At 55.2% G+C, this 22,945-nt stretch carries 18 protein-coding genes and 1 other RNA gene; 6 read left to right on the top strand and 13 right to left on the bottom strand.

The window, feature by feature from the left end; translation table 11 throughout:
* Positions 1–850, top strand: an 850-nt coding sequence (locus AK59_RS0103500; protein WP_029882035.1) for a molybdopterin oxidoreductase family protein, incomplete at its 5' end; no start/stop codon positions are given.
* 47 nt (positions 851–897) lie between these two features.
* Here AK59_RS0103500 and fliB read toward each other — a convergent pair.
* The 7 genes from fliB to AK59_RS0103465 form a co-directional block, all read right to left on the bottom strand.
* Positions 898–2,115: a flagellin lysine-N-methylase gene (fliB, locus tag AK59_RS0103495; RefSeq protein ID WP_029882034.1), complete on the bottom strand. Its 1,218-nt coding sequence runs from the start codon at positions 2,113–2,115 to the stop codon at positions 898–900.
* Positions 2,116–2,203: 88 nt separating this feature from the next.
* A complete protein-coding gene (locus tag AK59_RS0103490; RefSeq protein WP_013096964.1) occupies positions 2,204–2,848 on the bottom strand; it encodes a helix-turn-helix transcriptional regulator in 645 nt (214 codons plus the stop codon).
* Positions 2,849–2,899: 51 nt separating this feature from the next.
* Positions 2,900–3,388, bottom strand: a complete 489-nt coding sequence (locus AK59_RS0103485; protein WP_013096965.1) for a fimbrial protein — start codon at positions 3,386–3,388, stop codon at positions 2,900–2,902.
* A 35-nt stretch (positions 3,389–3,423) separates the two neighbouring features.
* A complete protein-coding gene (locus AK59_RS0103480) occupies positions 3,424–4,371 on the bottom strand; it encodes a fimbrial protein (protein ID WP_013096966.1) in 948 nt (315 codons plus the stop codon).
* Between the two features lies 1 nt (position 4,372).
* Positions 4,373–6,910 carry a fimbria/pilus outer membrane usher protein gene (locus tag AK59_RS0103475; protein ID WP_029882032.1) on the bottom strand — a complete coding sequence of 846 codons (2,538 nt, stop codon included), beginning with the start codon at positions 6,908–6,910 and terminating at the stop codon, positions 4,373–4,375.
* A gap of 44 nt (positions 6,911–6,954) precedes the next feature.
* On the bottom strand, positions 6,955–7,632 hold the full coding sequence (locus AK59_RS0103470) for a fimbrial biogenesis chaperone (protein WP_013096968.1): 678 nt from the start codon (positions 7,630–7,632) through the stop codon (positions 6,955–6,957).
* Between the two features lie 57 nt (positions 7,633–7,689).
* Positions 7,690–8,220: a fimbrial protein gene (locus tag AK59_RS0103465; protein WP_029882031.1), complete on the bottom strand. Its 531-nt coding sequence runs from the start codon at positions 8,218–8,220 to the stop codon at positions 7,690–7,692.
* Positions 8,221–8,576: 356 nt separating this feature from the next.
* Between AK59_RS0103465 and AK59_RS0103460 the strand changes: the two genes are divergently transcribed.
* The gene (locus AK59_RS0103460; RefSeq protein ID WP_013096970.1) at positions 8,577–9,236 is read left to right on the top strand and encodes a helix-turn-helix domain-containing protein; all 660 of its coding nucleotides are present in this window, start codon (positions 8,577–8,579) and stop codon (positions 9,234–9,236) included.
* Positions 9,237–9,302: 66 nt separating this feature from the next.
* Positions 9,303–9,932 (top strand): helix-turn-helix domain-containing protein, encoded by a 630-nt coding sequence (locus AK59_RS0103455; protein ID WP_029882030.1) that lies wholly within the window; start codon positions 9,303–9,305, stop codon positions 9,930–9,932.
* A 44-nt stretch (positions 9,933–9,976) separates the two neighbouring features.
* Here AK59_RS0103455 and AK59_RS0103450 read toward each other — a convergent pair whose 3' ends face one another.
* The 3 genes from AK59_RS0103450 to ydiJ all read right to left on the bottom strand — a co-directional run bounded on the left by AK59_RS0103450 (position 9,977) and on the right by ydiJ (position 13,720).
* Entirely contained in the window at positions 9,977–10,171 is a 195-nt protein-coding gene (locus AK59_RS0103450; RefSeq protein ID WP_013096972.1) for a YdiH family protein, read from the bottom strand.
* 85 nt (positions 10,172–10,256) lie between these two features.
* Complete coding sequence (gene menI / locus AK59_RS0103445; RefSeq protein WP_023620692.1) at positions 10,257–10,667, bottom strand: 1,4-dihydroxy-2-naphthoyl-CoA hydrolase; 411 nt, start codon at positions 10,665–10,667, stop codon at positions 10,257–10,259.
* Positions 10,664–13,720 carry a D-2-hydroxyglutarate dehydrogenase YdiJ gene (ydiJ, locus tag AK59_RS0103440; protein ID WP_029882029.1) on the bottom strand — a complete coding sequence of 1,019 codons (3,057 nt, stop codon included), beginning with the start codon at positions 13,718–13,720 and terminating at the stop codon, positions 10,664–10,666. The genes menI and ydiJ overlap by 4 nt, the downstream gene beginning before the upstream one ends.
* 199 nt (positions 13,721–13,919) lie before the next feature.
* Here ydiJ and ydiK point away from each other — a divergent pair, with 199 nt between their 5' ends.
* Together ydiK and rprA are read left to right on the top strand one after the other, a co-directional pair.
* Positions 13,920–15,035: an AI-2E family transporter YdiK gene (gene ydiK, locus AK59_RS0103435; protein WP_013096976.1), complete on the top strand. Its 1,116-nt coding sequence runs from the start codon at positions 13,920–13,922 to the stop codon at positions 15,033–15,035.
* Positions 15,036–15,244: 209 nt separating this feature from the next.
* Positions 15,245–15,352, top strand: an RNA gene (gene rprA / locus AK59_RS1000000124165) — antisense sRNA RprA.
* A 5-nt stretch (positions 15,353–15,357) separates the two neighbouring features.
* Here the strand turns inward: rprA and AK59_RS0103430 are convergent.
* The 3 genes from AK59_RS0103430 to ppsA all read right to left on the bottom strand — a co-directional run bounded on the left by AK59_RS0103430 (position 15,358) and on the right by ppsA (position 21,749).
* Complete coding sequence (locus tag AK59_RS0103430; protein WP_029882028.1) at positions 15,358–17,733, bottom strand: glycoside hydrolase family 3 N-terminal domain-containing protein; 2,376 nt, start codon at positions 17,731–17,733, stop codon at positions 15,358–15,360.
* A gap of 3 nt (positions 17,734–17,736) precedes the next feature.
* The gene (locus AK59_RS0103425; protein WP_029882027.1) at positions 17,737–19,137 is read right to left on the bottom strand and encodes an MFS transporter; all 1,401 of its coding nucleotides are present in this window, start codon (positions 19,135–19,137) and stop codon (positions 17,737–17,739) included.
* Between the two features lie 233 nt (positions 19,138–19,370).
* A complete protein-coding gene (gene ppsA, locus AK59_RS0103420; RefSeq protein WP_013096979.1) occupies positions 19,371–21,749 on the bottom strand; it encodes a phosphoenolpyruvate synthase in 2,379 nt (792 codons plus the stop codon).
* 335 nt (positions 21,750–22,084) lie between these two features.
* On the opposite strand from ppsA, the gene ppsR reads away from it, so the two are divergent.
* Positions 22,085–22,918 (top strand): posphoenolpyruvate synthetase regulatory kinase/phosphorylase PpsR, encoded by an 834-nt coding sequence (ppsR, locus tag AK59_RS0103415; protein ID WP_023620693.1) that lies wholly within the window; start codon positions 22,085–22,087, stop codon positions 22,916–22,918.
* Positions 22,919–22,945 lie beyond the last annotated feature (27 nt).

Raw genomic sequence — 22,945 nt, 5'->3', positions numbered from 1 at the left:
GACCAAAACGGCGGAAGTGGCGGATGTTCTGTTACCCGCCACCTCGTGGGGCGAACACGGGGGCGTCTTTACCTGTGCCGATCGTGGCTTCCAGCGTTTCGGCAAGGCCATTGAGGCCAGCGGCAACGTAAAACGCGACTGGGAGATCATCAGCCTGCTGGCGACAGAAATGGGCTATCCGATGCACTACACCTCAAACCAGCAGATCTGGGATGAGATGCGCGCGCTGTGTCCGCTGTTCTACGGCGTAACATACGAAAAAATGGGCGAAATGGGCCATGTCCAGTGGCCATGCCCAACGCTCGATCACCCCGGCACACCGTACCTGTACAAAGATAATCACTTCGACACGCCAACCGGCAAAGGGCGACTGTTTGCCGCAGCCTGGCGAGCGCCCGCTGAAACACCTGACGAAGACTATCCTCTGGTGCTCTGCACGGTGCGCGAAGTGGGACATTACTCCTGTCGTTCCATGACCGGGAACTGCGCCGCGCTGCAAAGCCTGGCCGACGAACCGGGTCGGGTGCAATTGAACCCGGCGGATGCGGAACAACGCGGTATCACTGACGGGCAACTGGTCTGGGTGCGTTCGCGCCGCGGTAAAGTGATTACCCGCGCCAGCCTCAGCGAACGCATCAACCCCGGGGCTGTATATATGACCTATCAGTGGTGGATTGGTGCCTGCAACGAACTGACGCAGGATAATCTCGATCCCATCTCTAAAACGCCGGAAACGAAGTATTGTGCGGTACAGCTGGACGCCATTGAGGATCAACGCTGGGCTGAGGACTTTGCGGCATCGGCATACCAGTCCATGAAGTCTCGGCTGATCAGTGCGGTGAATGTCTGAGAAAATGCCGGGTGGCGCTGCGCTTACCCGGCCTACGTTACGGGCGTTTATCCAATCAACAGCAGGCAGGATAAATCATCGCCGCCATTGATTTTATCAATCGCAGCGTCCATGCGGGCATCAATGGTGTTATTGTGCATGGTCTTTTCGGAGAGGCTGGCGATGGTTTTCATTACCACCTGTTGGTCGATTTCGCCCTGCATCGATCTCACGCTGAGGATGAATTTGATATAGAAAAAGTCCAGCACGATACGATAAAACTGACGCATCATCGTCGCCATGTTTTTGCCGGGGAAATAGCTGCTGTAGAGTTTGTACAGCAGGTAATTGCGTAACACGTAAGGTTCTGACAAACAGGAATCCTCACATACTTTGTGCCACTGCTGATTAATCGCGTCGAATTTTGTCTCCAGTTCCGCCGTGTCGCTAATACCGGCAACATCCAGGTATGCGGCAATTTGCTGATGCCCTTCAAGAATAAAACCGTCCCGGGCTGTATCTTTTGCAACATGCGTACCCATGACGGACAAAGCCAGATATTTCATTGCGTTTGACTTAGCCAGATGACCGGAATCCATCAGCGATTTTCTACTTTGCAGCTCATTGAGAAGCGCTTCGTAGAAATTTTCCACTTCAGCAAATTTATTATGCAGATCGACGTTAACGTGCTGGAGACAAAGAATAAACTGCGCCAGCGCCATCAAATTTTCTTCTATATTACGGGATGGCGACTGGATTAAATTCCAGGCGAAAAGATGGATCACCTGTTGAGTCTGCGAGACAGACTGGCGCTGCCCAATCAAATTGGTTTTATAGCCCGCCACCAGCTCATCCTGCTCCTGAAGCAGCATCGCATCCGGGTCAAACAGCACCCGCCGCACCACCTCCGGGCAGGAGAGCGTCATCGTGTGCCGTGTCTCATCCTGGTAGCGAGTTGAACTCCGGGGGTAAGTGCTGCAGGTATGCGAGAGCGCCTCTTCCCCCAGATCGCGGTGGACCATGCAGAGCTTGTTTTCATCGATAAAAGGACAGTCCCCTTTTTCGTTTAACTTCACTCTGGAGTAGCGATTCTTGCCCTTTCGCTGAAGGATAAGGTTCTTTTTGGCAATGGCGGCAATCTCTGTGTGCGGGGAGAGAACGTATTTCTGATGGGTTTTCTTGTCGATAGCGATTGTCCAGCCACGACAACATGACATTAAGCATTCTGGCCCAACACACTTAAATTTACAGACAAAAATCGGCTTGATGGTTTTATGAATTTGCATAGCGAAGGCGTCATTATATAAAGCATAAAAAATACCATGACGCGCGCGCTATGCTAAAGGCGCATAACGGCGCACAAATTCAGGTAATTTAGAGTATCAAAGAGAATGCGAGATAGTCACCGAGCCGGTTTGGGTAACTGTTCCTTTGCACCATTCGGCGAATAAGGGCAATCAGTTCAAAATCGGTTCGCAGATTAAATTTCTGCATCATTACATACTTTTGTGTAAAAACGGTTTTATCGCTGATCTTCAGCGCATGCGCGATCTGCACTACCGATAATCCCCGGTAAAAATTGGCCATAATGCGTTTTTGCTGGGGTGATAATATTTTATGCTGACACTCTGCGCAGCTTTTTTGCTTCCAGCTGTTCCCCGCCAGCTCTGCGCGGTACCAGGCGATGAACAGCACCTGGCTTATCCGATCAAGCGAAGCACGACGCGAAATAAAAATAATATCGTTAAAGCAGGAGGGTAAGGCAGAAAAATGATATTCATCTTCTACCAATCCGATCACAATCCCTTTCTGGCGCGCCTGTAATTCGGGAAAACAGACCAGCGCCTCCCCCATACAAAACGAGAGAACGATAATATCGGCGGCACTGACGTTATCACGGCTAAGCTCCGCCTCGAAATGAATCTGCTGCTTAAAATTACGCAAAAAGAATTCCACAAAGAAACACTGCAGCCCATGGTGAAAAAATTGGTCTGTCTCTTGAATCAGAATATTCAACATAGCAAATACCGATGTGGGTCAGTCAATAAGCGTTATTAACGCGCGGGATTGTTAATTGTATTGCATGGTCATCACAACAACTGCGCTGACACTGCCCGGCGTCGCGCCACCGGTTACAGATTTTACCGAAGCCTGCATGGCCATGGTCGCCGTTCTGTCCGGCGCAATATTTTGCGTTATGCTGGACCCGGTCCCCTTCAGCGTTCCCGTTGCGGCCTCACGCATGGCTATCGCCACGTTTGTCGCCGAGCCGCTGTTCATGTAGTAGTCCGCACCGGCCGCCGGATCGGGGGTGCCGGTGAACGAGACCGTGACGCTTCGGGTCCCCGCTGGGCACTGGGTAAATTGCAAATTAAACGGCACCGGATCGGATGTCGATCCCGGCGTCGCCATATTAGTCGCCTGTATATTTCCAAGATTAATATCCAGGTTTGCGCTCCCGCCATTAAATACGCAGGGCGAGGCGATGATATTTCCCGTCACGCCCAGATTAACGCTATCAGCTGCAATGACGTTCCAGCTGAATGCAAGGAGGAGCATCCCTCTCCTGAAGGGTAATTTCATCATTTCACCTGTTACTGGTAGGTCAAATTAAGGGTGGCGGAGGCATTTGCCGAGCCGGACTCAACGGATGTTAATGTCTGGAAATAGCGTGCCGTTAACGGGAGCGTCTCCTGCCCGCCTGCAGACTGTTTTAATAAAAGACGGCTGTTTAACGTCAGCGGCGAGCCATTATAGAGAAGCTGCACGCCAACGCCTTTTGCGGTGCCGCTATTTCCCTGCCCTGTTAATGCCATTACGCTGGTATTCGCACTGTCCGGGTTCTGTATTCCGCTCAGGGAAACCGAAATATTGGTGCCGGCGCTGCAGTTCAACCCGAGGTTTTGCGTATTCTGCGCAACTGCTGGCGTGGTCCCCACCACTGAGCCAAATGCTGCGGCCGAAATATCACCAATCGGGAACGTCAGCTGCGGCGTGGTGATGGTGCAGGCCAGCGCATTGATTGTGCCGCCGGTCAGCTGCACGGTTAACCCGTCACGGTAAATACCGTCGCTGCCCTGCAGCGTCACCGCCCCTATGGGGCCTGGCGTTAAGGCGCCGGACGATACCGGGCCAGTCACCACCAACTCGACCCAGCCCCCGTACCAGACCACATACGAGGTCTGCGCACTATACGAGAACGTATTGCTCGGGTTCTCAAAATAGGCATTTGATGAAAGCCGAATGCCAATCCCGCTAACGTTGGTGTTGTAAACATGATTGCCGTAGCTGCTCAGCGCGGCATTGTTGTATCGCATGCTAAAACCCAACATAAGTGGATTGGTACACCCGCTAAGGTAGGTGCCGGTATTACTCGCCGCGCCGGAAAAAATCACCGTGCCGACAGGCGCATCGCGCTGAACATTGATTGTGCCCACCGACAGTGTAGAAAGCTGAGGCGTAATGGTGGTGCAGGTCCCGGCCCGGGCGATATGCCATGCGCAAAGACAGCACAGCAGTAATAACATGTTGATCCGTTTCATCTTAATGCTCCCGGCGACACGAGACGCTGATGTCCGTGATGCCGCCGTATTGCGCTCCATTAGGCAGGCTAAAATCTGCCCGACACTGCTGGTGAGGTTGATGTCCCCATGTTGCCAGGACCGTGCCCTGGTCGCGCAGGCCGGTTAAATAGACCTGGCCGCGATCGCCCACGATAAAGCTGCTCTTGTCATCATCCGCCAGGGTAACAACCGCGCCAAACGGCACGAACTGCTCAGGCGTCGTCAACGTCATCAGCACCCGGCGTCCGACTTTGGACAAATAATCGGCTTTCACCACCGCGCCGCGCGTAGGCGTGACCGTGCGGGTGTTGATCTCCAGCTCCACATCGTCAGGCATATTTTCCGGATCGAGAGTGAGATCGTTTTTGCGGTATACGGAGAGGTTATTCACCACCGTATAGCCCCGGAAATCCGTTCGCACGCCGGACTGATTACGAATATTCACGCCGTGCGCGCCCGGGGCTTTGATTAACGCGTTGGTTTCCCCCAGCGGCTGAGACAGCGTCAAGCCATCAGCATGCGCGAGGATCCCCCCCTGCAAACCATAGCTAAGGCGCTCGCTATGTTTGTCGTACCCATAGCCCGCCGTAACTTCCCCGTACGTGCCTTTATAGTCGCCGTTGAGCGTACCGGTATAGCCCACGCCGTCCGAACCATAACCCTGCTGGATATTCCAGCTCAGGGCGCTATTGTCGAGGGCCACCCCGTTCATGCCGATACTGTGCGTCGTGCCACTGTTCTTACTGGCGTTCAGGCCATAGTTAGCCCACGTCTGCGGCAGAAATTTATCCAGCGGTACGCTAACGGTCAGCGCCAGAAGCTGGTCGTGAACGTAGGTCTTTTTACTTCCACTGCCGGACGACGGGCTGCCATTTTTGCTGTATGTCCAGCTCACGCCATAGCTGATGTTGTGCCAGTCATTGTTGTAGCCGACACTCCACGACGCCATGGGTCTGTCAGCGTTCCAGTAATCTTCCCGCGCGGCGCTGAGCGTCAGCGCGCCCCGGTCACCGCCCAGCGTCTGGCTCATGGTGAGCTCCAGGCGGTTACGCCGTCTGTCCTGAAGTGCGCCGCTGTTCCCCCAGGAGTCCAGCACGTCCTGGAGTCCGTAATAGCCGCGCGTTGAATAACGGTACCCCGCAATCGAAAAGTTGGTGCCGGTATTAATTACGTTCTTGCTGTAACGCGCTCGCCAGGACTGCCCCTGCGTTTTTGCAGTATTGGCCGGCGTTGACCAGGCCTGGGTGACATCGACAGAAAGCGCGCCGAAGTCCCCCATGTTTTTACCGGCTCCGACCGCAAGCGACTGATATTTGCTGGCACCCTGCCCCCCGCCATAGATCGTGATGCCTTTCTGAAGCCCATAAATCGCGGCGATCTGCCCGAACGGGGTTTTCTCCACGCTGCTGTTGTAGGCGCGATACTGTCCACCGGTGAGGGCATATTTCAGTCGCCCTTCGCGCTGCAATACCGGTACCGAGGCATACGGCAGCGTGAAATGCTGCTCGCTGCCATCGGCCTCTTTGATGGTCACGTCTAAATCGCCCGCGCCGCCGGTGGGATACATATCGGTAATTTCAAACGCGCCCGGCGCCACGTAGCTTTGGTAGATCTGATAGCCATTCTGGCGAATCACCACCTGAGCATTGGTGCGCGCGATCCCGCGGACCACTGGGGCATAGCCTTTCAGGGAATCCGGTAACATGTCATCATCCGATGCCAGCTGAACCCCGCGAAAAGGCACGCTGTCAAAGACATCCGCCGGGGCGGAACTGTCCCCAAGGGTAAGCTGCGCTTTCAGGGGAATAACGGCACGTTGCAGATAGCTGTAGACCGTGTCCCATCGATCTTTCCCCGCGCCATCCCGTGACCAGGTGGTGTAGTTGCGTAGACGCCACGGGCCAATATTTATCCCCGGACGCAGGTTCGCATACTGGCTGTTGCTGCTGGCCCCCTCACCCGCTTTCGCCCGGCTGTTCGCGCCGCTGAGGCTGTAATTGAGCATGGCTGCCGTTATCCCCTCATCCCACATCTCCGGCGGCACATAGCCTCTTGCCGGCAGATCGATGGCGGCCTGCGGAATACTCAACACCAGACGCTGGGCACCAAACTGGAAATCGGCACTGGCCTGGGGAATCGCCTGAAGATTGACGCATTCACCGTGTCCTGCACTGAGCGCAGGAAATAATGCCGTTTTCACCCCCCAGCGTTTTAATTGCGCAAGACTCAGACAAGGCTGCAATGACGCATCGCCGTTGTCGGCTTTGCTCGCGGTAAACTGAATATCCCCCGTCTCCAGAAACGCGTCGTCGACAATAATATCGACATGGTAGATCCCCGCTGCCTGCGAGCCTGATTCAAAGGCCGACAAATCGGCTTTATCCATGCCTGGATTATCCAGCTCAATTAATTCGGTGTTAAAGGCAACACTGGCGTAGAGCGAGGTTGAGGATCCGCCAAACGCTAAGGCGATAAACATCGCCAGGCGTGCGGGTTTCATCGTGTTATTTACCGTCATTGCGAATTACCGGGTTAATGCAGGCGTTGCCGTTTGTGAAAGGATCACAAACTGGCTTGATGTAATACGCCGGGACTGCCATAGTCGTTGATAATTTTAAACGTGAGTGAATTTCCCCTTGCCTCATTGGGTAATACAAACCGGGCTGAGGCGCCGGGTAACACGTAGGTCACATCGTCCAGTTTTTTCCCCCCCAGCGTAATTTCATTAAAATTGACGACATATTGCGTGGGGTTGTTGACCTGAATTTCATTCCCGGCGCGTTGCCAGGTTAATTTATTAGCCTGTTCTTCTGGCGTAGACGCCCGCAAACTTTCTGGCCGGTAGATCAGTTTGATGCGCGTTTTCACTGCTATTTGCAGGGCGTTCGTCTGTTTTGATGCTGAAGGGATCGCTTTAATATTCAGCCAAAATAAACTTTCCTGCTGCTGAGGCAGTGCACCCGCCATCACAATTCGCTCGACGTTTTTTTGCCCGCCATCCAGTCGGTATAACGGTGGTGTAATAATAAAAGGCGCTTTACCTGAATTACCTTCCGGCACATCTATCCATGACTGAATTAAATAAGGCGTCGCGTCAGGATTATTAATGCTTATTGACGCCTCTTTTTTTGTCCCATCGAAAATGATACGGGTGCCGCCAATAATCACTCCGGCCTGCGCTGTGCTCAGCGTCAGTGCTGACAGCGCTACGGCCAGTCCGGTTGTGTTGATAAAACGCATTGTAAACCTCATACCACAAAGGGGCCGGGATGGCCCCCTGCACATTGCTGCAAACGATTAGTTGTAAACCACGGAGAAGTTAGCGACAGAATTCGCCGGACCGGCGGTGACAGTCGCTGCGGTGGAAATATACTGAGCGTAGAAACTCAGGGTATTATCCGCGGTGCTGCTCAGCACATAGCTATAGCTGTTGCTGCCGTGAAGCGGCAGATCCGCCTTATCCGCACTCATCAGGTTGATTGCCACTCCGGTCGCCGCTCCCGCCGCGGACGAATCAATCGCCAGCAGGCTGGAATTGGTGGCATCTGGCGTACCATCAAAGCGAACCTTCGCGTTGGTCACCGTCACCGGGCAATTTTTCAACACGATATTAAATTGCGTGGCTGCGGTTCTGGCCCCGGTGGTCGGAAACTCGGTCTTATAATAATCACCTAATACCACCACCTGGTTCTGCGAAGCCACATCAACGTCACAGGCGGAATCCAGAATATTTCCGTTAAAATTAACGGTACCTGCTGCGGCGAAAGCGTGGGTTGCTGTCAGGGCGGAACCCACTGCCAGCAGGGTTATCATCATTTTATTTTTCATCATCATATCCTGTATCACTTTATTTATTACTGAAATCCAGATTACATAATTCGGGCTTCATCAGCCGATGACCGAAATTTATACAACTCCTTTTCGGCACACAATCTATTTTGAGGTCTAGCTGTAGACTTCTCTTTAACAAAATAAATACATTCCAGTTTTGAAATTTCTTAAGCCTTTCTATTTTCAGTCTACTTTTAGACCCCTAATTTACGCCCTTAGAATTCATATAATTAGGCTCGTCATTTACTGCGGTCTATTTTTGGACCCGTCTTAAATATTCCACGACCTGCTGTTTTTTAAGATAATTCTCTATATCGATCAAATAATGATCGCGTCCGTGAGTGAGGTATCTGATGAACACCCGAATGGCTCCCAGTCTCGATAATGAAAAAGCCACCGTGCTTACGGCTAAACCCTATAAGCACATCGAGAAATTAATTGATCATCTTCTTCCGCTGGCAGAGAGGCGCATACTGTCCCGGGGGGAAGTGCTCCACTATTATGCAAACGACGTGCGTCAGTGTTTTTTATTGCTCCAGGGCAGCGTGGCGTTGCACCGTCGGGGAGATGGCATCGTCTTAAATTCTGAATCCGCGCCGTTTATTCTTGGCGTGAGTAGCCAGTTCTCCTCAGAGCACCTGTATGTCAGGGCGCTGGAGACCTCCGAACTCGCCGGGGTTTCGCTGGAGCGTTTTAACGGCGTGATTGCGCAACACAATTTGTGGGAGCCGTTTTCGCATCTGCTGATCTATACCGCCTCCCGGGTCTATGAGCACTGCTCGCGGATCTCGCAGATGTCGGCCTATGACATCATCCGTTTTCAGCTGGTTGAATTGATGCAGGAGCCCGAAGCAATACGGCTGAACACCACGGCGGCCGCCTATATACAAAGTCGCACCTGGCTTTCGCGTAGCGGGATAATGCGGATCCTTGCCGAACTGCGCACCGGGAAGTACATTACGATGGAGCGAGGCGTGCTGCTTGATGTCCACCATCTGCCGCGGAAATACTGATTCAGGTGATGTCGGTAATAAGGAGTAACGCTATAATCAGAAAGATGATTCTTTCAGGTTCAGGTTATGTCCTCCACAGAAAAACCCCATCGTGGTTCTCCCTATGCGCAAGCGCTGATTACGCACTTACAACCTTATTCTTCTGTCCGTCATCTCGATCGCGGGGAGCAGCTGGATCTGGTGGTTGATGGCCGGGGAATGAGTTATTTGATTCTGGAAGGGACCGTTGCCATTTACCGACGCAGCGACAATCTGATGCTGTCGACCGCGAAAAGCCCGGCGTTATTTGGAGTGGCCAATATTAATGACATCTTTTTTGACGACTACCTGAAAACGGTGACCCCCTGCAAGATTGGAACGCTGACCGCAGAACAGCTCCACGTCATTATTCAGGAGAAGGCGCTGTGGGGGTTGATATCAAACCACCTGATGTTTATGTACAACCGGCTCTATAACACCGTCATGCCAAAGGGTGCCCCGACGGCCTATGAGATGATCCGCCAGCAGCTGATGTTATTAATGAATGAAGATGAATCTTATCGCCGGGAGATAACCGCAGAACGCTACATTCGCGATAAAACCCAGCTTTCCCGCAGCGGCGTGATGCGTATCCTGGCCGATCTCAAAACAGGGGGCTTTATTGAAATGGAAGATGGCAGGCTGATTAAAATCAATAAACTTCCCGCCCGGTACTGAATTGCAGACACAAAAAAGGCCGCACTCGCGGCCTTTTCATTCTCTCAATGGACGTGAACGCCCAAGCGCCAGGCAAAATAGATCTCTTCTTTCAGTTCATTCGAAGAGAGCGCCAGCAAATCTGTAAACTCCAGTTCAAGCTGTTTCAGCTTTTTCAGGTACTGCGCCGGAGACAGGTTGCTGTTATCGCGACGTAAATATTCAATTGCCAGTTGCGTTGGGGTTATTTCAGTATCCATGATGTCCTCACTTGTGTACAAATCCTGACCAGTATATCACAACACCCTGGCGAGATTTTGACCAAATGCAAAAACATCAGGAAATTTACACCACCGCCGTCGTCAGCCTGGATGAGCAGCACAGCCGATCCTGCTCATCGAGAATATCAATCTGCCACACCTGATGACGGCTACCGGCGTGCAGCGCGCGGCAAATACCGCGCACGCGCCCGCTGCGCACCGAGCGAATATGGTTGGCGTTCACCTCAAGCCCGACGACCTTCTGCTCCCCTTCGGTGCAGAGATACCCCGCCACCGAGCCCAGGGTTTCGGCCAGCACCACGGACGCACCGCCGTGCAGTAAACCAAACGGCTGGTGCGTACGATGATCGACAGGCATGGTGGCCTCCAGATCGTCTTCCCCAATGCGGATAAACTGGATATCCAGCAACCCGACCATATTCCCCTCGCCCATGGCGTTTAATGCCTGTAGCGTGACGGCACGTTTCCAGATCATCCGATAATCTCCAGTAAAGCCTGTAACGGATGGCGTACCCCGTTACCTTCAACACGTTTCACCTGGCTACGACAGGAGTAGCCCGTTGCCAGGCAGCGGTTTCGCGGCAAGCGCTGCATCGCCTGATGCCATGACAACTCGTAGATACCGAGCGAGTTGGCGTGATTCTTCACTTCATGCCCGTAAGTGCCTGCCATGCCGCAGCAACCGACGCTGACGCTCTCAAGCTTCGCGCCAAAGCGGGCAAAAATAGAGGCCCATTGCGCAGGTGCGCCCGGCAGCGCGGTGACTTCGGTACAGTGGCCAAACAGGTACCACGGCTCACCGCTGACCTCCATGGCGCTGGTCTGCTCGAGAGCCGCCGGCAGCCACTCGTGCACCAGCATAACGTGGAACGCCCCGCGTTTATCACCCAGCGTCTGCTTATATTCATCGCGATAGCAGAGCACCAGCGCCGGATCGACACCCACCATCGGCATGCCCAGCCCGGCGACCCGGTTAAGGAAATCAGACGTTTTTTGCGCCGTTTTCGCGAAGCGGTTGAGGAAGCCTTTAATGTGTTGCGCCTTACCGTTAGGTGAGAACGGCAGAACCACCGGCTGATACCCCAGCTTCTCCGTCAGACGGACAAAATCGGCCACCACCTGCGCGTCGTAATAGCTGGTAAACGGATCCTGCACCACCAGCACCACCTTCGCTTTTTGCTCAGGGCTTAACGCCTCAAGCTGCTCCAGGGTCATGTTTGCCGAGCGGTGCCCCACCAGCTGACGCTGCAGCGACGGCACCGAGAGCAGCGGCAGATCCACCATCCCGATATGTTTTTCGGAAAGCTTGCGCACCAGCGGCTGATTGATAAAGAAGTTGAACGTCTTTGGCGCCCGGGCCATCAGCGGGGCATAGCTCTCCACCGTTGCCACCAGATGGTCGCGCATCGGGCGCAGATAGCGCGTGTGGTAGAGCTGCAGGAAGCGCGAGCGGAACTCCGGTACGTCTATCTTAATCGGGCACTGGGTCGAACAGGCTTTACAGGCCAGGCAGCCGGACATGGCCTCTTTCACCTCATGGGAGAAATCATACTCGCCCTTATTCGCATGCCAGCTGTTGCGGGTGCGCTCTATCAGGGAACGCAGGCTGGCCCGTTTTTCCGGCAACTCCTGCTCCAGCTTGAGCGGGTCGATACCGCGATCGGCCAGCAAACGCAGCCATTCGCGTACCAGCGTCGCCCGCCCTTTTGGCGAGTGGATGCGGTTGCTGGTGATTTTCATCGACGGGCACATCGGGCTTTTCACGTCGAAGTTAAAGCACAGGCCGTTGCCGTTACACTCCAGCGCCCCGCGCCAGGACGCGCGCACGGCAATCGGGATTTGTCTGTCGTACGTGCCGCGCTTGACGGCATCCACCTGCAGCATGGGCGCGTCCACGCCTTCCGGCGGACAAATTTTCCCCGGATTGAGACGGTTATTGGGATCGAACGCCGCTTTAACCTTGCGCAGCTCGCCGAAGAGCTGTTCACCGAAGAACGCCGGGCTGTACTCGGCGCGGAACCCTTTTCCGTGTTCCCCCCACAGCAGGCCGCCATATTTCGCGGTTAAGGCCACCACCTCATCGGAGATCTGTTTCATCAGGATCTCCTGCTGTGGATCGCACATGTCCAGGGCCGGACGCACATGCAGCACCCCGGCATCAACGTGGCCGAACATGCCATAGCTCAGGCCGTGGCTGTCCAGCAGCGCACGGAATTCAACGATATAATCCGCCAGATGCTCAGGAGGGACGCAGGTATCTTCGGCAAACGGAATCGGCTTCGCGGCGCCTTTGGCATTGCCGAGCAGCCCCACCGCTTTTTTACGCATCGCGTAGATACGCTCAATGCCGGCCAGGTCGTTACAGAGCTGCCAGCCAATGACCCCGCCTTCGCCGTGGGCGATCAGTTCATCAAGCCGCTGACAGAGCGTAGTCACCTGGCTATCGATAAGTTCTGCATCGTCTCCGGCAAATTCAACGATGTTAAGCCCGAGCATCTCTTTGTCCGGCACATCGGTAATCAGCTCCCGCACCGAGTGCCAGACGATATCTTCCCGCGCCAGATTAAGCACCTTCGAGTCAACGGTTTCCACCGACAGCGCCTGCGCCTCCACCATAAACGGGGCATTACGCAGCGCGGAATCAAAGGAGTCATATTTGACGTTCACCAGGCGGCGCACTTTGGGCAGCCGGGTGATATCCAGCCGCGCCTCGGTAATAAACGCCAGCGTTCCTTCGGAGCCGGTCAGCACACGGGTCAAATCAAACTGGGTCAGTTCGTCGTTAAAGACGTGACGCAGGTCGTAACCGGTCAGGAAACGGTTCAGTTTGGGGAATTTGTCGAGGATCAGCTGGCGGTTATCGCGACAGCGTTCCAGCACGGTGCGATAGATGCGCCCGCTTGCGGTGTTCTCTTTACCCAGCGTTTCCGCCAGCTCGACCGGCACAGGCTGGGTATCCAGGATATCGCCGCCCAGCAGCACCGCCCGTACGCCCAGAACGTGATCGGAGGTTTTTCCGTAGACCAGCGACCCCTGCCCGGAGGCATCGGTGTTGATCATCCCGCCGATGGTTGCCCGGTTGCTGGTAGAAAGCTCCGGCGCAAAAAAGTAGCCGTAGGGCTTCAGATACTGATTGAGCTGATCCTTAATCACCCCCGCTTCAACGCGTACCCATCCCTCTTCAGGATTGATCTCGATGATGCGGTTCATATAGCGCGACATATCAATGATGATGCCCTGGTTCAGGGCCTGGCCATTTGTTCCGGTGCCGCCGCCGCGCGGGGTGAACACCAGAGCGCTAAAACGCTCTTGCGTCGCCAGCCGGGCAATCAGCGCCACATCGGCCGTTGAACGTGGAAAGACGACTGCATCGGGAAGAAGCTGGTAAATACTGTTATCGGTCGCCATCGTCAGCCTGTCGGCATAGTTCGTGGCGGTATCACCTGTAAAACCCTGTTGCTCCAGTGCCTGCAAAAAATTAAGCACCAGCTGAACGACGCCAGGTGCTTGAGAAATCTGTGGGATCATGACTGTCGACCCTAATTAGAGTAGTGTGAAATCGTTTGCGTTGTGTCTGGAAAGTTTTATCACATTTTTTTCTTATGTGCTTCGCTGAATTACGGGCAAAATCCGCCTGTCAAAAATCGCTGATATCATTAATGATTAGAGTGACGCGGTTATCCGTTCCCGCCAGCCTCGCTGGTGTTTATTAAGGAAAGTTTCATTTATGGTCAATCTTCGCCAGCCCAGGGATGTTGCGCAAATTTTGCTGTCGGTGCTGTTTCTGGCCCTCATGATTATTGCGTGTCTGTGGATTGTTCAACCTTTCATACTTGGCTTCGCCTGGGCCGCAACGGTGGTCGTGGCGACCTGGCCGGTGCTGTTACGTTTGCAGAAACTGCTGTTTGGCCGCCGTGGTCTGGCGGTACTGGTCATGACCCTGCTGCTGTTCCTGCTGTTTATTATTCCGATTGCGCTGCTGGTGAACAGCCTTGTCGATTCCAGTGGCCCGGTTATTCGCGCCGTCACCAGCGGTGATTTAACGCTGCCGGATCTCGCCTGGCTGAACAGCATTCCGGTGGTAGGCGCCAAACTTTACAGCGGCTGGCACAGCCTGCTGGAGATGGGCGGCAGCGCGTTGATGGCGAAAGTGCGTCCGTATATTGGCACCACCACCACCTGGTTTGTGGGTCAGGCGGCACATATTGGTCGCTTTATGATGCACTGTGCGCTGATGCTGGTCTTCAGCGCCCTGCTCTACTGGCGCGGTGAGCAGGTAGCGTTGGGCGTACGCCATTTCGCTACCCGACTGGCCGGTAAACGCGGCGATGCCGCGGTTCTGCTGGCGGCGCAGGCCGTGCGGGCGGTTGCGCTTGGGGTGGTCGTCACGGCCCTGGTGCAGGCGGTGCTGGGCGGTATTGGCCTGGCCATTTCTGGCGTGCCGTACGCTACCGTCTTTACGGTGGTGATGCTGATGACCTGTCTTGCACAACTGGGGCCGTTGCTGGTGCTGGTCCCCAGCATCATCTGGCTTTACTGGACGGGGGATACCACGTGGGGAACCGTTCTGCTGGTCTGGAGCTGCGTGGTTGGCACCATGGATAACGTGATTCGTCCCATCCTCATCCGCATGGGCGCGGACCTGCCGCTGATCCTGATCCTCTCCGGCGTCATTGGCGGGTTAATCGCCTTTGGGATGATCGGTCTGTTTATTGGACCGGTGCTGCTTGCCGTCACCTGGCGTCTCTTCTCCGCCTGGGTACACGAAGTGCCGCCGCCGGGCACCGACCCGGATGTGATTTTGAGCGAACTCGAAGAGCTGGAAGAGAAGAATACGCAGTAAAAGGGATTGCCGGGTGGCGTTGACGCTTACCCGGCCTACATTCTCCCTGGTAATACTTAAATGTTGCTAAACTATTTATTCGTTGCGCACTGGTCCGACCCGCCTTTTTTGCTCTAAGTCCGCTATTCACCTCAAGAAATCTTTACTTCTCTTTAACTATTGAGACGAATCTGATCGACGCTCAAGGTTGGCATGCCTACTATTAGCTCACGGTTATAAATCAACACCTTGATTTATAAGCATGGAAATCCCCTGAGTGAAACAACGAATTGCTGTGTGTAGTCTTTGCCCATCTCCCACGATGGGCTTTTTTTTATCCTGGCTACGCGAGCTGAACCTGACAGGTGCTTAGCATGCGCCATTCAGCAGGCAGCACCCGCGTCTCTCCCGTCACATTGACCGTCACCACGTCGCGAATATCCGCCGACGATGCTCCCACCTGCAGCTCAAACTCGCCCGGCTCGACAATGCGTTTGCCGTCCCGACGGGTAAAGTTGAACATCTCCACGGGCAGCGTAAAGGTGAGCGTGGCCGTTTCGCCCGGCGCGAGCGCCACGCGCTGGAACGCTTTCAGCTCCTGAAGCGGCCGCACCTGCGTGGCAACCTTATCCCGGACGTACACCTGCACCACCTCGCTGCCGCTGCGTTCACCGCGGTTGGTGACGTCAATACTCAACACAACTTCGCCGTCCACCGGTACGCTGTTTTGCGCGAGGCGTGCTGCGCCCCAGTTAAATTGCGTCCAGCCAAGGCCGAAACCAAAGGGATAGCGGGAGCCAAAGTGGAACGCGAATGGCGTGCCGCCGCTTTTCAGCTTGTGGTTGTAGTAGTACGGCATGGCGCCCGCACTTTTCGGCACGCTCACCACCAGACGTCCCTGCGGCTCCGCGCGCCCGGTTAACACATCGGCAATTGCCCAGCCCCCTTCCTGCCCAGGCGCCCAGGCCATCATCAGCGCCGCGACCTTATCTTCCAGCCCCTGAAGATTGTACGGCCGCCCACCGGTCATCACGACAATCACCGGTTTGCCCGTGGCGACCAGGGCTTCCAGCAGTTGTTGCTGAACGCCAGGCAGGTTCAGGGAATCGGTATCGGATCCTTCCCCTACCGTGCCGCTCTGGAACAAACCGGCGAGGTCGCCGACGCAGGCCACCACCACGTCGCTCTCCTGCGCGGCGTTCACGGCTTCGGGGATCAGCGCGGTACTTTGCGACACCGGCGACTGCTGCATCGGTTTGCCCCCGCTGTCACCCGGGAAGACCGGCGCGCCCGCCATTCGTTTTTCGATGATGTGACACCCTTTGGCATAACGCACGTTCGACGCGCCCAGATAGTGCTCCAGCGCCGCGCGCGGAGTCGTCACCTGTGACGTTTCGTCAACCATATCGCTGATAATCAAATGCACCGGGAAGCTGTAGCCGCTGAGCAACGCCAGCGGATCGTCCGCCGTGGGGCCCACCACCGCCACGCGGGGTTTGCCGCCGAGAGGCAAAATGCCGTTATTCTCCAGCAGCGTCAGCGAACGGGTCGCCACCTCACGTGCAACCTGCCGGGTAGTCTCATTTTGCAAATCAATGCCGCTTTCATCGGCATACGGGTTTTCAAACAGGCCGAGACGGAATTTTTCGGTCAGCACGCGTCCTACAATCTCGTCCACTTTCGCCATGGAGATCAGACCACGCTCGACGGCCTCGGCCAGATGGCGGGCGCAGTCATCTTTCGGCAGCTCAACATCAAGCCCGGCATTAAAGGCCAGCGCGGCGGATTCGGTCGCATCATGCGAGACCCCGTGATGCTGATGTAGCAGGCTGACGCCGCCATAGTCCGCCACAACGATCCCGTCAAAGCCCCACTGTTCGCGCAGGACGGTGGTCAGCAGGAAGTGGTCACTGTGCCCCGGCTGATTGTCGATATCGTGGTAGGCAGGCATCACCGACCCGGCATTGGCCAGCTTCACCGCCATTTCAAACGGCAGCAGGAAGGTATCATTCAGTTCGCTAAAGCCCAGATGAACCGGGGCATGGTTGCGCGCTCCCTCGCTGAACGAGTGGCCCACATAGTGCTTAAGCGTGGCCAGCAGATCGCGTTTATCGCCCTGCAGCCCTTTAACGTAGGCCGTGGCCATCACGCCCACCAGCCAGGGATCTTCGCCAAAGGTCTCTTCCGTGCGCCCCCAGCGCACATCGCGGGAGACATCCAGCACCGGGGCCAGCCCCTGCTGGCAGCCCACGGACCGCGCCTCTTTGCCTATCTGCTCGGCTGCCCGCTGCACCAGCGCCGGATCCCAGGTTGAACCGTAGTTGAGCGATGACGGGAACAGCGTGGCCGCTTTGCACAACAACCCCACCAGACACTCCTCATGGAACAGCGCCGGAATGCCGAGCCGCGTCTCTTCCATCATCATGCGCTGCAGACGGTTGGCGGCGCGCACGCCGGTTTGCGCATCAACGATATGGGTACCCAGCGGACGGGTGATCTGCCCGAAGCCCAGCTTAAGCCGTTCGCTGAGCGAGGCCTGTTCACTCACCCCCGCGAATTCGTCACTCAAGTCGCTGCGTTCACGGTGGTTGCCGTTTTCATCGAGGATCAGCCAGTACGCGTGCATCTGGGCGAACTTCTCTTCCGGGGTCATGCGTGCCAGCAAGTCGGCGACGCGCTCGTGGACGGGACGTCCCGCGTCCTTATAGATTGCAGTCATGTTTTACTCCTGTAGGGCGGAAGGGGCAGCCGGGCTGAGTTGCCCTGCTTCTGGCCGCACGTCGCGCTTGCTGGCCAGTTCGCGGGCGATGGTATCCACCAGCCGACTGTTGAGTTTGTAGATGGCAAGTAGCGCGACCATGCAGAGGAACAGCACGCACGGAATGAGGGTAAACAGTTCGTTAATGGTCGTGAGTACGTGCGGCGTCTGGGTTGCCTGGCCTGGCGCGTAATCCACCATCCCGAGCACCCAACCCACCACTGCCCCACCCAACGCCAGACCAAATTTGATGGCGAACAGCGCGGTGGAGAAGACCAGACCATCGAGCCGGCGACCGCTGCGGTGCTCTTCATAGTCGACCACATCGGAGAACATGGTCCACTGCAGCGGCGTGGTCAGGTTCTGGATGAAGCTAAAGACAATATTGAGGCCGAAAATCAGCCAGACCTGTGAAGGCGGCAGGAAGAAGATCAGCGCCCCAAAAATCACGAAGGAAATAATGGTCCACTGATAAGCGCGAACGCGGTCAAATTTCCCCAGCAGCCGTTCGGATAATAATGCGCCACTTAAGGAGGCCACCATCCCGGAGACGATAAAGGCAAACACCAGTTCCGGGCGCAACAGCACATAATTCACGTAATACATCGTGGCAGAGCCGCGCGTCACGACCGCCGTTAACAGCAAAATATTAAACAGGAACACAATTCGCCACTGGCTGTTCCCGGCCAGCAGTTTTAAATCGGTGAGCATGGAGCCAGAAGTATCATTCCGCGGAGAATAGCGCTCGCGGGTCATCAGGAAGCAGCAGAAGAATAAAATAATCCCCAGTAATCCCATCAGGCTCATGGCATAGAAATAGCCTTTCTGTACGTTGCCCTGTCCAAGATGCGAAACCAACGGCAAAGCGATAACCGTCACAATCAACCCGCCGATAAACGACAGGCCAAAGCGCCACGACTGCAGCGAATGGCGCTCACGCGGATCCAGCGTCAGCGCGCCCGGCATGGCGCAGTAAGGGACGTTAATGGCGGAATAGATGAGGCTTAAAATCCCGTAGGTCACACAGGCATAGACGATTTTCGCCGTGGGCCCGACGTCGGGAACGTAGAACGTAATGAGGCAGCTTACGCCAAACGGAATGGCAAACCACAGCAGCCAAGGACGGAAACGACCGTGACGCGTTTGGGTGCGATCCACCAGCGCGCCGATACAGGGATCAATAAAGGCATCGACCACGCGCACCACTAAAAACATGGTGCCCATAATGGCCGCAGGTAAACCGAAAACGTCTGTATAGAAATAAGCAAGAAATAACGTCGCTGTTTGCCAGACCAGCGCACTGGCCATATCACCTAAGCCATAACCTATTTTATCTTTGGTACGCAGTACAGAGGAGATTGTCATTTGTTATTTGCCTTTTTATCAGGTTAAAACGTATTTCAACCAGTTGCGCAAAATCGTGTTGATTTGCGCGGTAAGGCTCAAGTATTAGCAACCCTTTGTGTGCTAACAATTGTCTAAATTAACAGACAAATTATGATATTTGGTTTTTTACTTTATTTGTGATGGGGAGCAAATATAAGCGGAAATAAAAAAGGCGAGGATTATTTCCCTCGCCTTTTCAGATACGGAAGACGTTACTTGTTCAGTTCAGCCAGGCTCAGCCAGGTTTGCACCACGGTGTCCGGGTTGAGGGAAAGACTGTCGATCCCCTCTTCCATCAGCCAGGCCGCGAAGTCTTCATGGTCAGAAGGGCCCTGGCCACAAATCCCGACGTATTTACCCTGTTTCTTCGCCGCACGGATGGACATCGACAGCAGGGCTTTCACCGCCTCGTTGCGTTCGTCGAACAGCTCAGAGACCACGCCGGAGTCACGGTCCAGACCCAGCGTCAGCTGCGTCATGTCGTTCGAACCGATAGAGAAGCCATCGAAGTGCTCCAGGAACTGCTCTGCCAGCAGGGCGTTGGACGGGATCTCACACATCATGATGATCTTCAGCCCATTTTCGCCGCGCTTCAGCCCCTGACGCGCCAGCTCGTCCACCACCGCTTTCGCCTGGTCCACGGTACGTACGAACGGGATCATGATCTCAACGTTAGTCAGCCCCATGTCGTTGCGCACGCGTTTTACCGCTTCACATTCCAGCGCGAAGCAGTCGCGGAAGCTGTCGGAGACATAACGTCCGGCCCCACGGAAGCCCAGCATCGGGTTCTCTTCTTCCGGCTCGTAACGCTCGCCGCCCACCAGGTTGGCGTATTCGTTAGACTTAAAGTCCGACAGACGCACGATCACGCGCTTCGGATAAAACGCCGCCCCGAGCGTCGCGATCCCTTCGGTCAGACGGCCAACGTAGAACTCTTTCGGCGAGTCGTAGCCTTTCATCATCTCGCGAATTTCGTTCTGCAGCTTTGCGTCCTGGTCGTCAAACTCCAGCAGCGCGCGAGGGTGAACGCCAATCATACGGTTGATGATGAATTCCAGACGCGCCAGGCCCACGCCTTCGTTCGGCAGGCAGGCGAAGTCAAACGCGCGGTCCGGGTTACCGACGTTCATCATGATCTTCAGCGGCAGGTCCGGCATGGTATCGACGCTGGAGCTTTTCACGCTGAAGTCGAGGATGTCGGCATACACGTAGCCGGTATCCCCTTCGGCACAGGAGACGGTCACGTTCTGTCCGTCCTTCATGCGTTCGGTTGCGTCACCGCAGCCGACAACCGCCGGGATCCCCAGCTCGCGGGCGATGATCGCCGCGTGACAGGTACGGCCACCGCGGTTGGTGACGATAGCCGCGGCTTTCTTCATGATCGGTTCCCAGTCCGGGTCGGTCATGTCGGTTACCAGCACGTCGCCCGGTTCAATGCGGTTCATCTCGCTGATATCGTGGATCACTTTCACCGGACCGGCACCAATGCGGTGACCAATCGCGCGGCCTTCCGCCACGATTTTGCCCTGCGCGTGGAGGGTATAACGCTCCATCACCTGGCCGCGGGAGCGAACCGTTTCCGGGCGCGCCTGGACGATGAACAGCTTGCCGGTATGACCGTCTTTGGCCCATTCGATGTCCATCGGACGGCCGTAGTGTTTTTCAATCTGCACCGCCTGCTTCGCCAGCTCCTGCACTTCGGCGTCGGTCAGGGAGAAGCGGTCGCGCAGCTCCTGCGGTACATCTTCAATCTTCACCTGCTTGCCATGCTCCTGGGTCGGGGCATAGATCATGCGGATTTTTTTCGAGCCCATGGTGCGACGAACCACCGCCGGACGGTTAGCGGCAAGCGTCGGTTTGTGGACGTAGAATTCGTCAGGGTTCACGGCCCCCTGCACCACCATCTCACCCAGGCCCCACGCGGAGGTGATGAATACCACCTGGTCGAAGCCGGACTCGGTATCAATGGAGAACATCACACCGGAAGAGCCCACGTCGGAACGCACCATACGCTGTACGCCCGCAGAGAGCGCGACGCCGCGATGGTCATAGCCCTGATGCACGCGATAGGAGATAGCGCGATCGTTAAACAGGGAGGCGAACACGTGTTTCACCGCCACCAGTACCGCGTCATACCCCTGAACGTTCAGGAAAGTTTCCTGTTGTCCGGCGAACGAGGCATCCGGCATGTCTTCTGCGGTTGCCGAGGAGCGCACGGCGAAAGAGGCCTGCGCATCATCAGCGGAGAGCTGGTTGTACGCATCGTGAATGGCTTTTTCCAGTTCCGGCTGGAAAGGTGTGTCGATAATCCACTGGCGGATCTGCGCCCCGGCTTTAGCAAGCTCGGTAACGTCATCAATATCCGTTTTATCCAGCAGGTCGTAAATGCGCTGGTTTACACCGCTCTGGTCTAAAAACAGGTTAAACGCATCGGCGGTCGTGGCAAACCCGTTTGGTACGGAGACACCCATACCGGACAGATTTGTAATCATTTCACCCAGGGAGGCATTTTTGCCCCCAACTCTGTCTACATCATTCATGCCGAGTTGGTTATACCAAAGCACCAGCGGTGACGAGCCATTGTTGGACATCGAAACAATCCTTTTGTGATATTTGATCGGAGTAAGAAACACCTGACTACGTATTTATACTGGCATATTTATTTACGCTAAAAAAACGGTGAATCGTGTAAGCAATTTAAATTTTCAACTTTTCGGATACTTTCCCTCCACCGGATAAGCCGATGATTCCTATATATTCAGCCAAAAACCACAAAAATGACGTCGCTATTTGAAAAATGAAATCCACTTTTCAGGAAAATCAAAAACACCATTTCATTTTAAATTCAGATAACTTCTTTGCTGTGCAATTAACTTTTTTAATTTATGCTTTCAGACAATTAGGTCCGATATTCAGGGTGGATAAAATGGATAATGCTGTCGATCGCCACGTTTTTTATATTTCTGATGGTACGGCGATTACCGCCGAGGTGCTGGGGCATGCGGTGATGTCACAGTTCCCCGTTTCGATTAACAGCATCACGCTGCCGTTTGTGGAAAATGAGAGCCGCGCGCGGGCGGTCAAGGACCAGATTGATGCCATTTACCAGCAGACGGGCGTGCGCCCGCTGGTGTTCTACTCCATCGTGATCCCGGAAATTCGCAACATCATTCTGCAAAGCGAAGGCTTTTGTCAGGATATCGTGCAGGCGCTGGTGGCCCCGCTGCAGAGCGAGCTGAAGCTCGACCCGACCCCCATCGCCCACCGAACCCACGGGCTGAACCCTGGCAACCTGACCAAATACGATGCGCGTATCGCCGCCATTGACTACACCCTGGCGCATGACGACGGCATCTCGCTGCGAAACCTCGACCAGGCGCAGGTCATTTTGCTGGGCGTCTCGCGCTGCGGCAAAACCCCTACCAGCCTCTACCTGGCGATGCAGTTTGGTATTCGTGCCGCCAACTACCCGTTCATTGCCGATGATATGGACAATCTGGTGCTGCCTGCCGCCCTGAAGCCGCTGCAGCACAAGCTGTTCGGGCTGACCATTAATCCGGAGCGCCTTGCCGCCATCCGCGAAGAGCGCCGCGAGAACAGCCGCTACGCCTCCATGCGCCAGTGTCGAATGGAAGTCTCCGAAGTGGAAGCGCTGTACCGCAAAAACCAGATCCCTTGGCTGAACAGCACCAACTATTCGGTCGAAGAGATCGCCACCAAAATTCTCGACATCATGGGTCTTAATCGTCGTATGTACTAATATGCTAGTACATTAGCTCGGATTCAG

Origin of the sequence: Enterobacter sp. T1-1 (assembly GCF_000710795.1) — a bacterium.
GTDB classification, from domain to species: Bacteria; Pseudomonadota; Gammaproteobacteria; order Enterobacterales; family Enterobacteriaceae; genus Enterobacter; species Enterobacter cloacae.
Note: the sequence above shows the minus strand (reverse complement) of the source record. Positions and strands in the feature narration are given on the sequence as shown.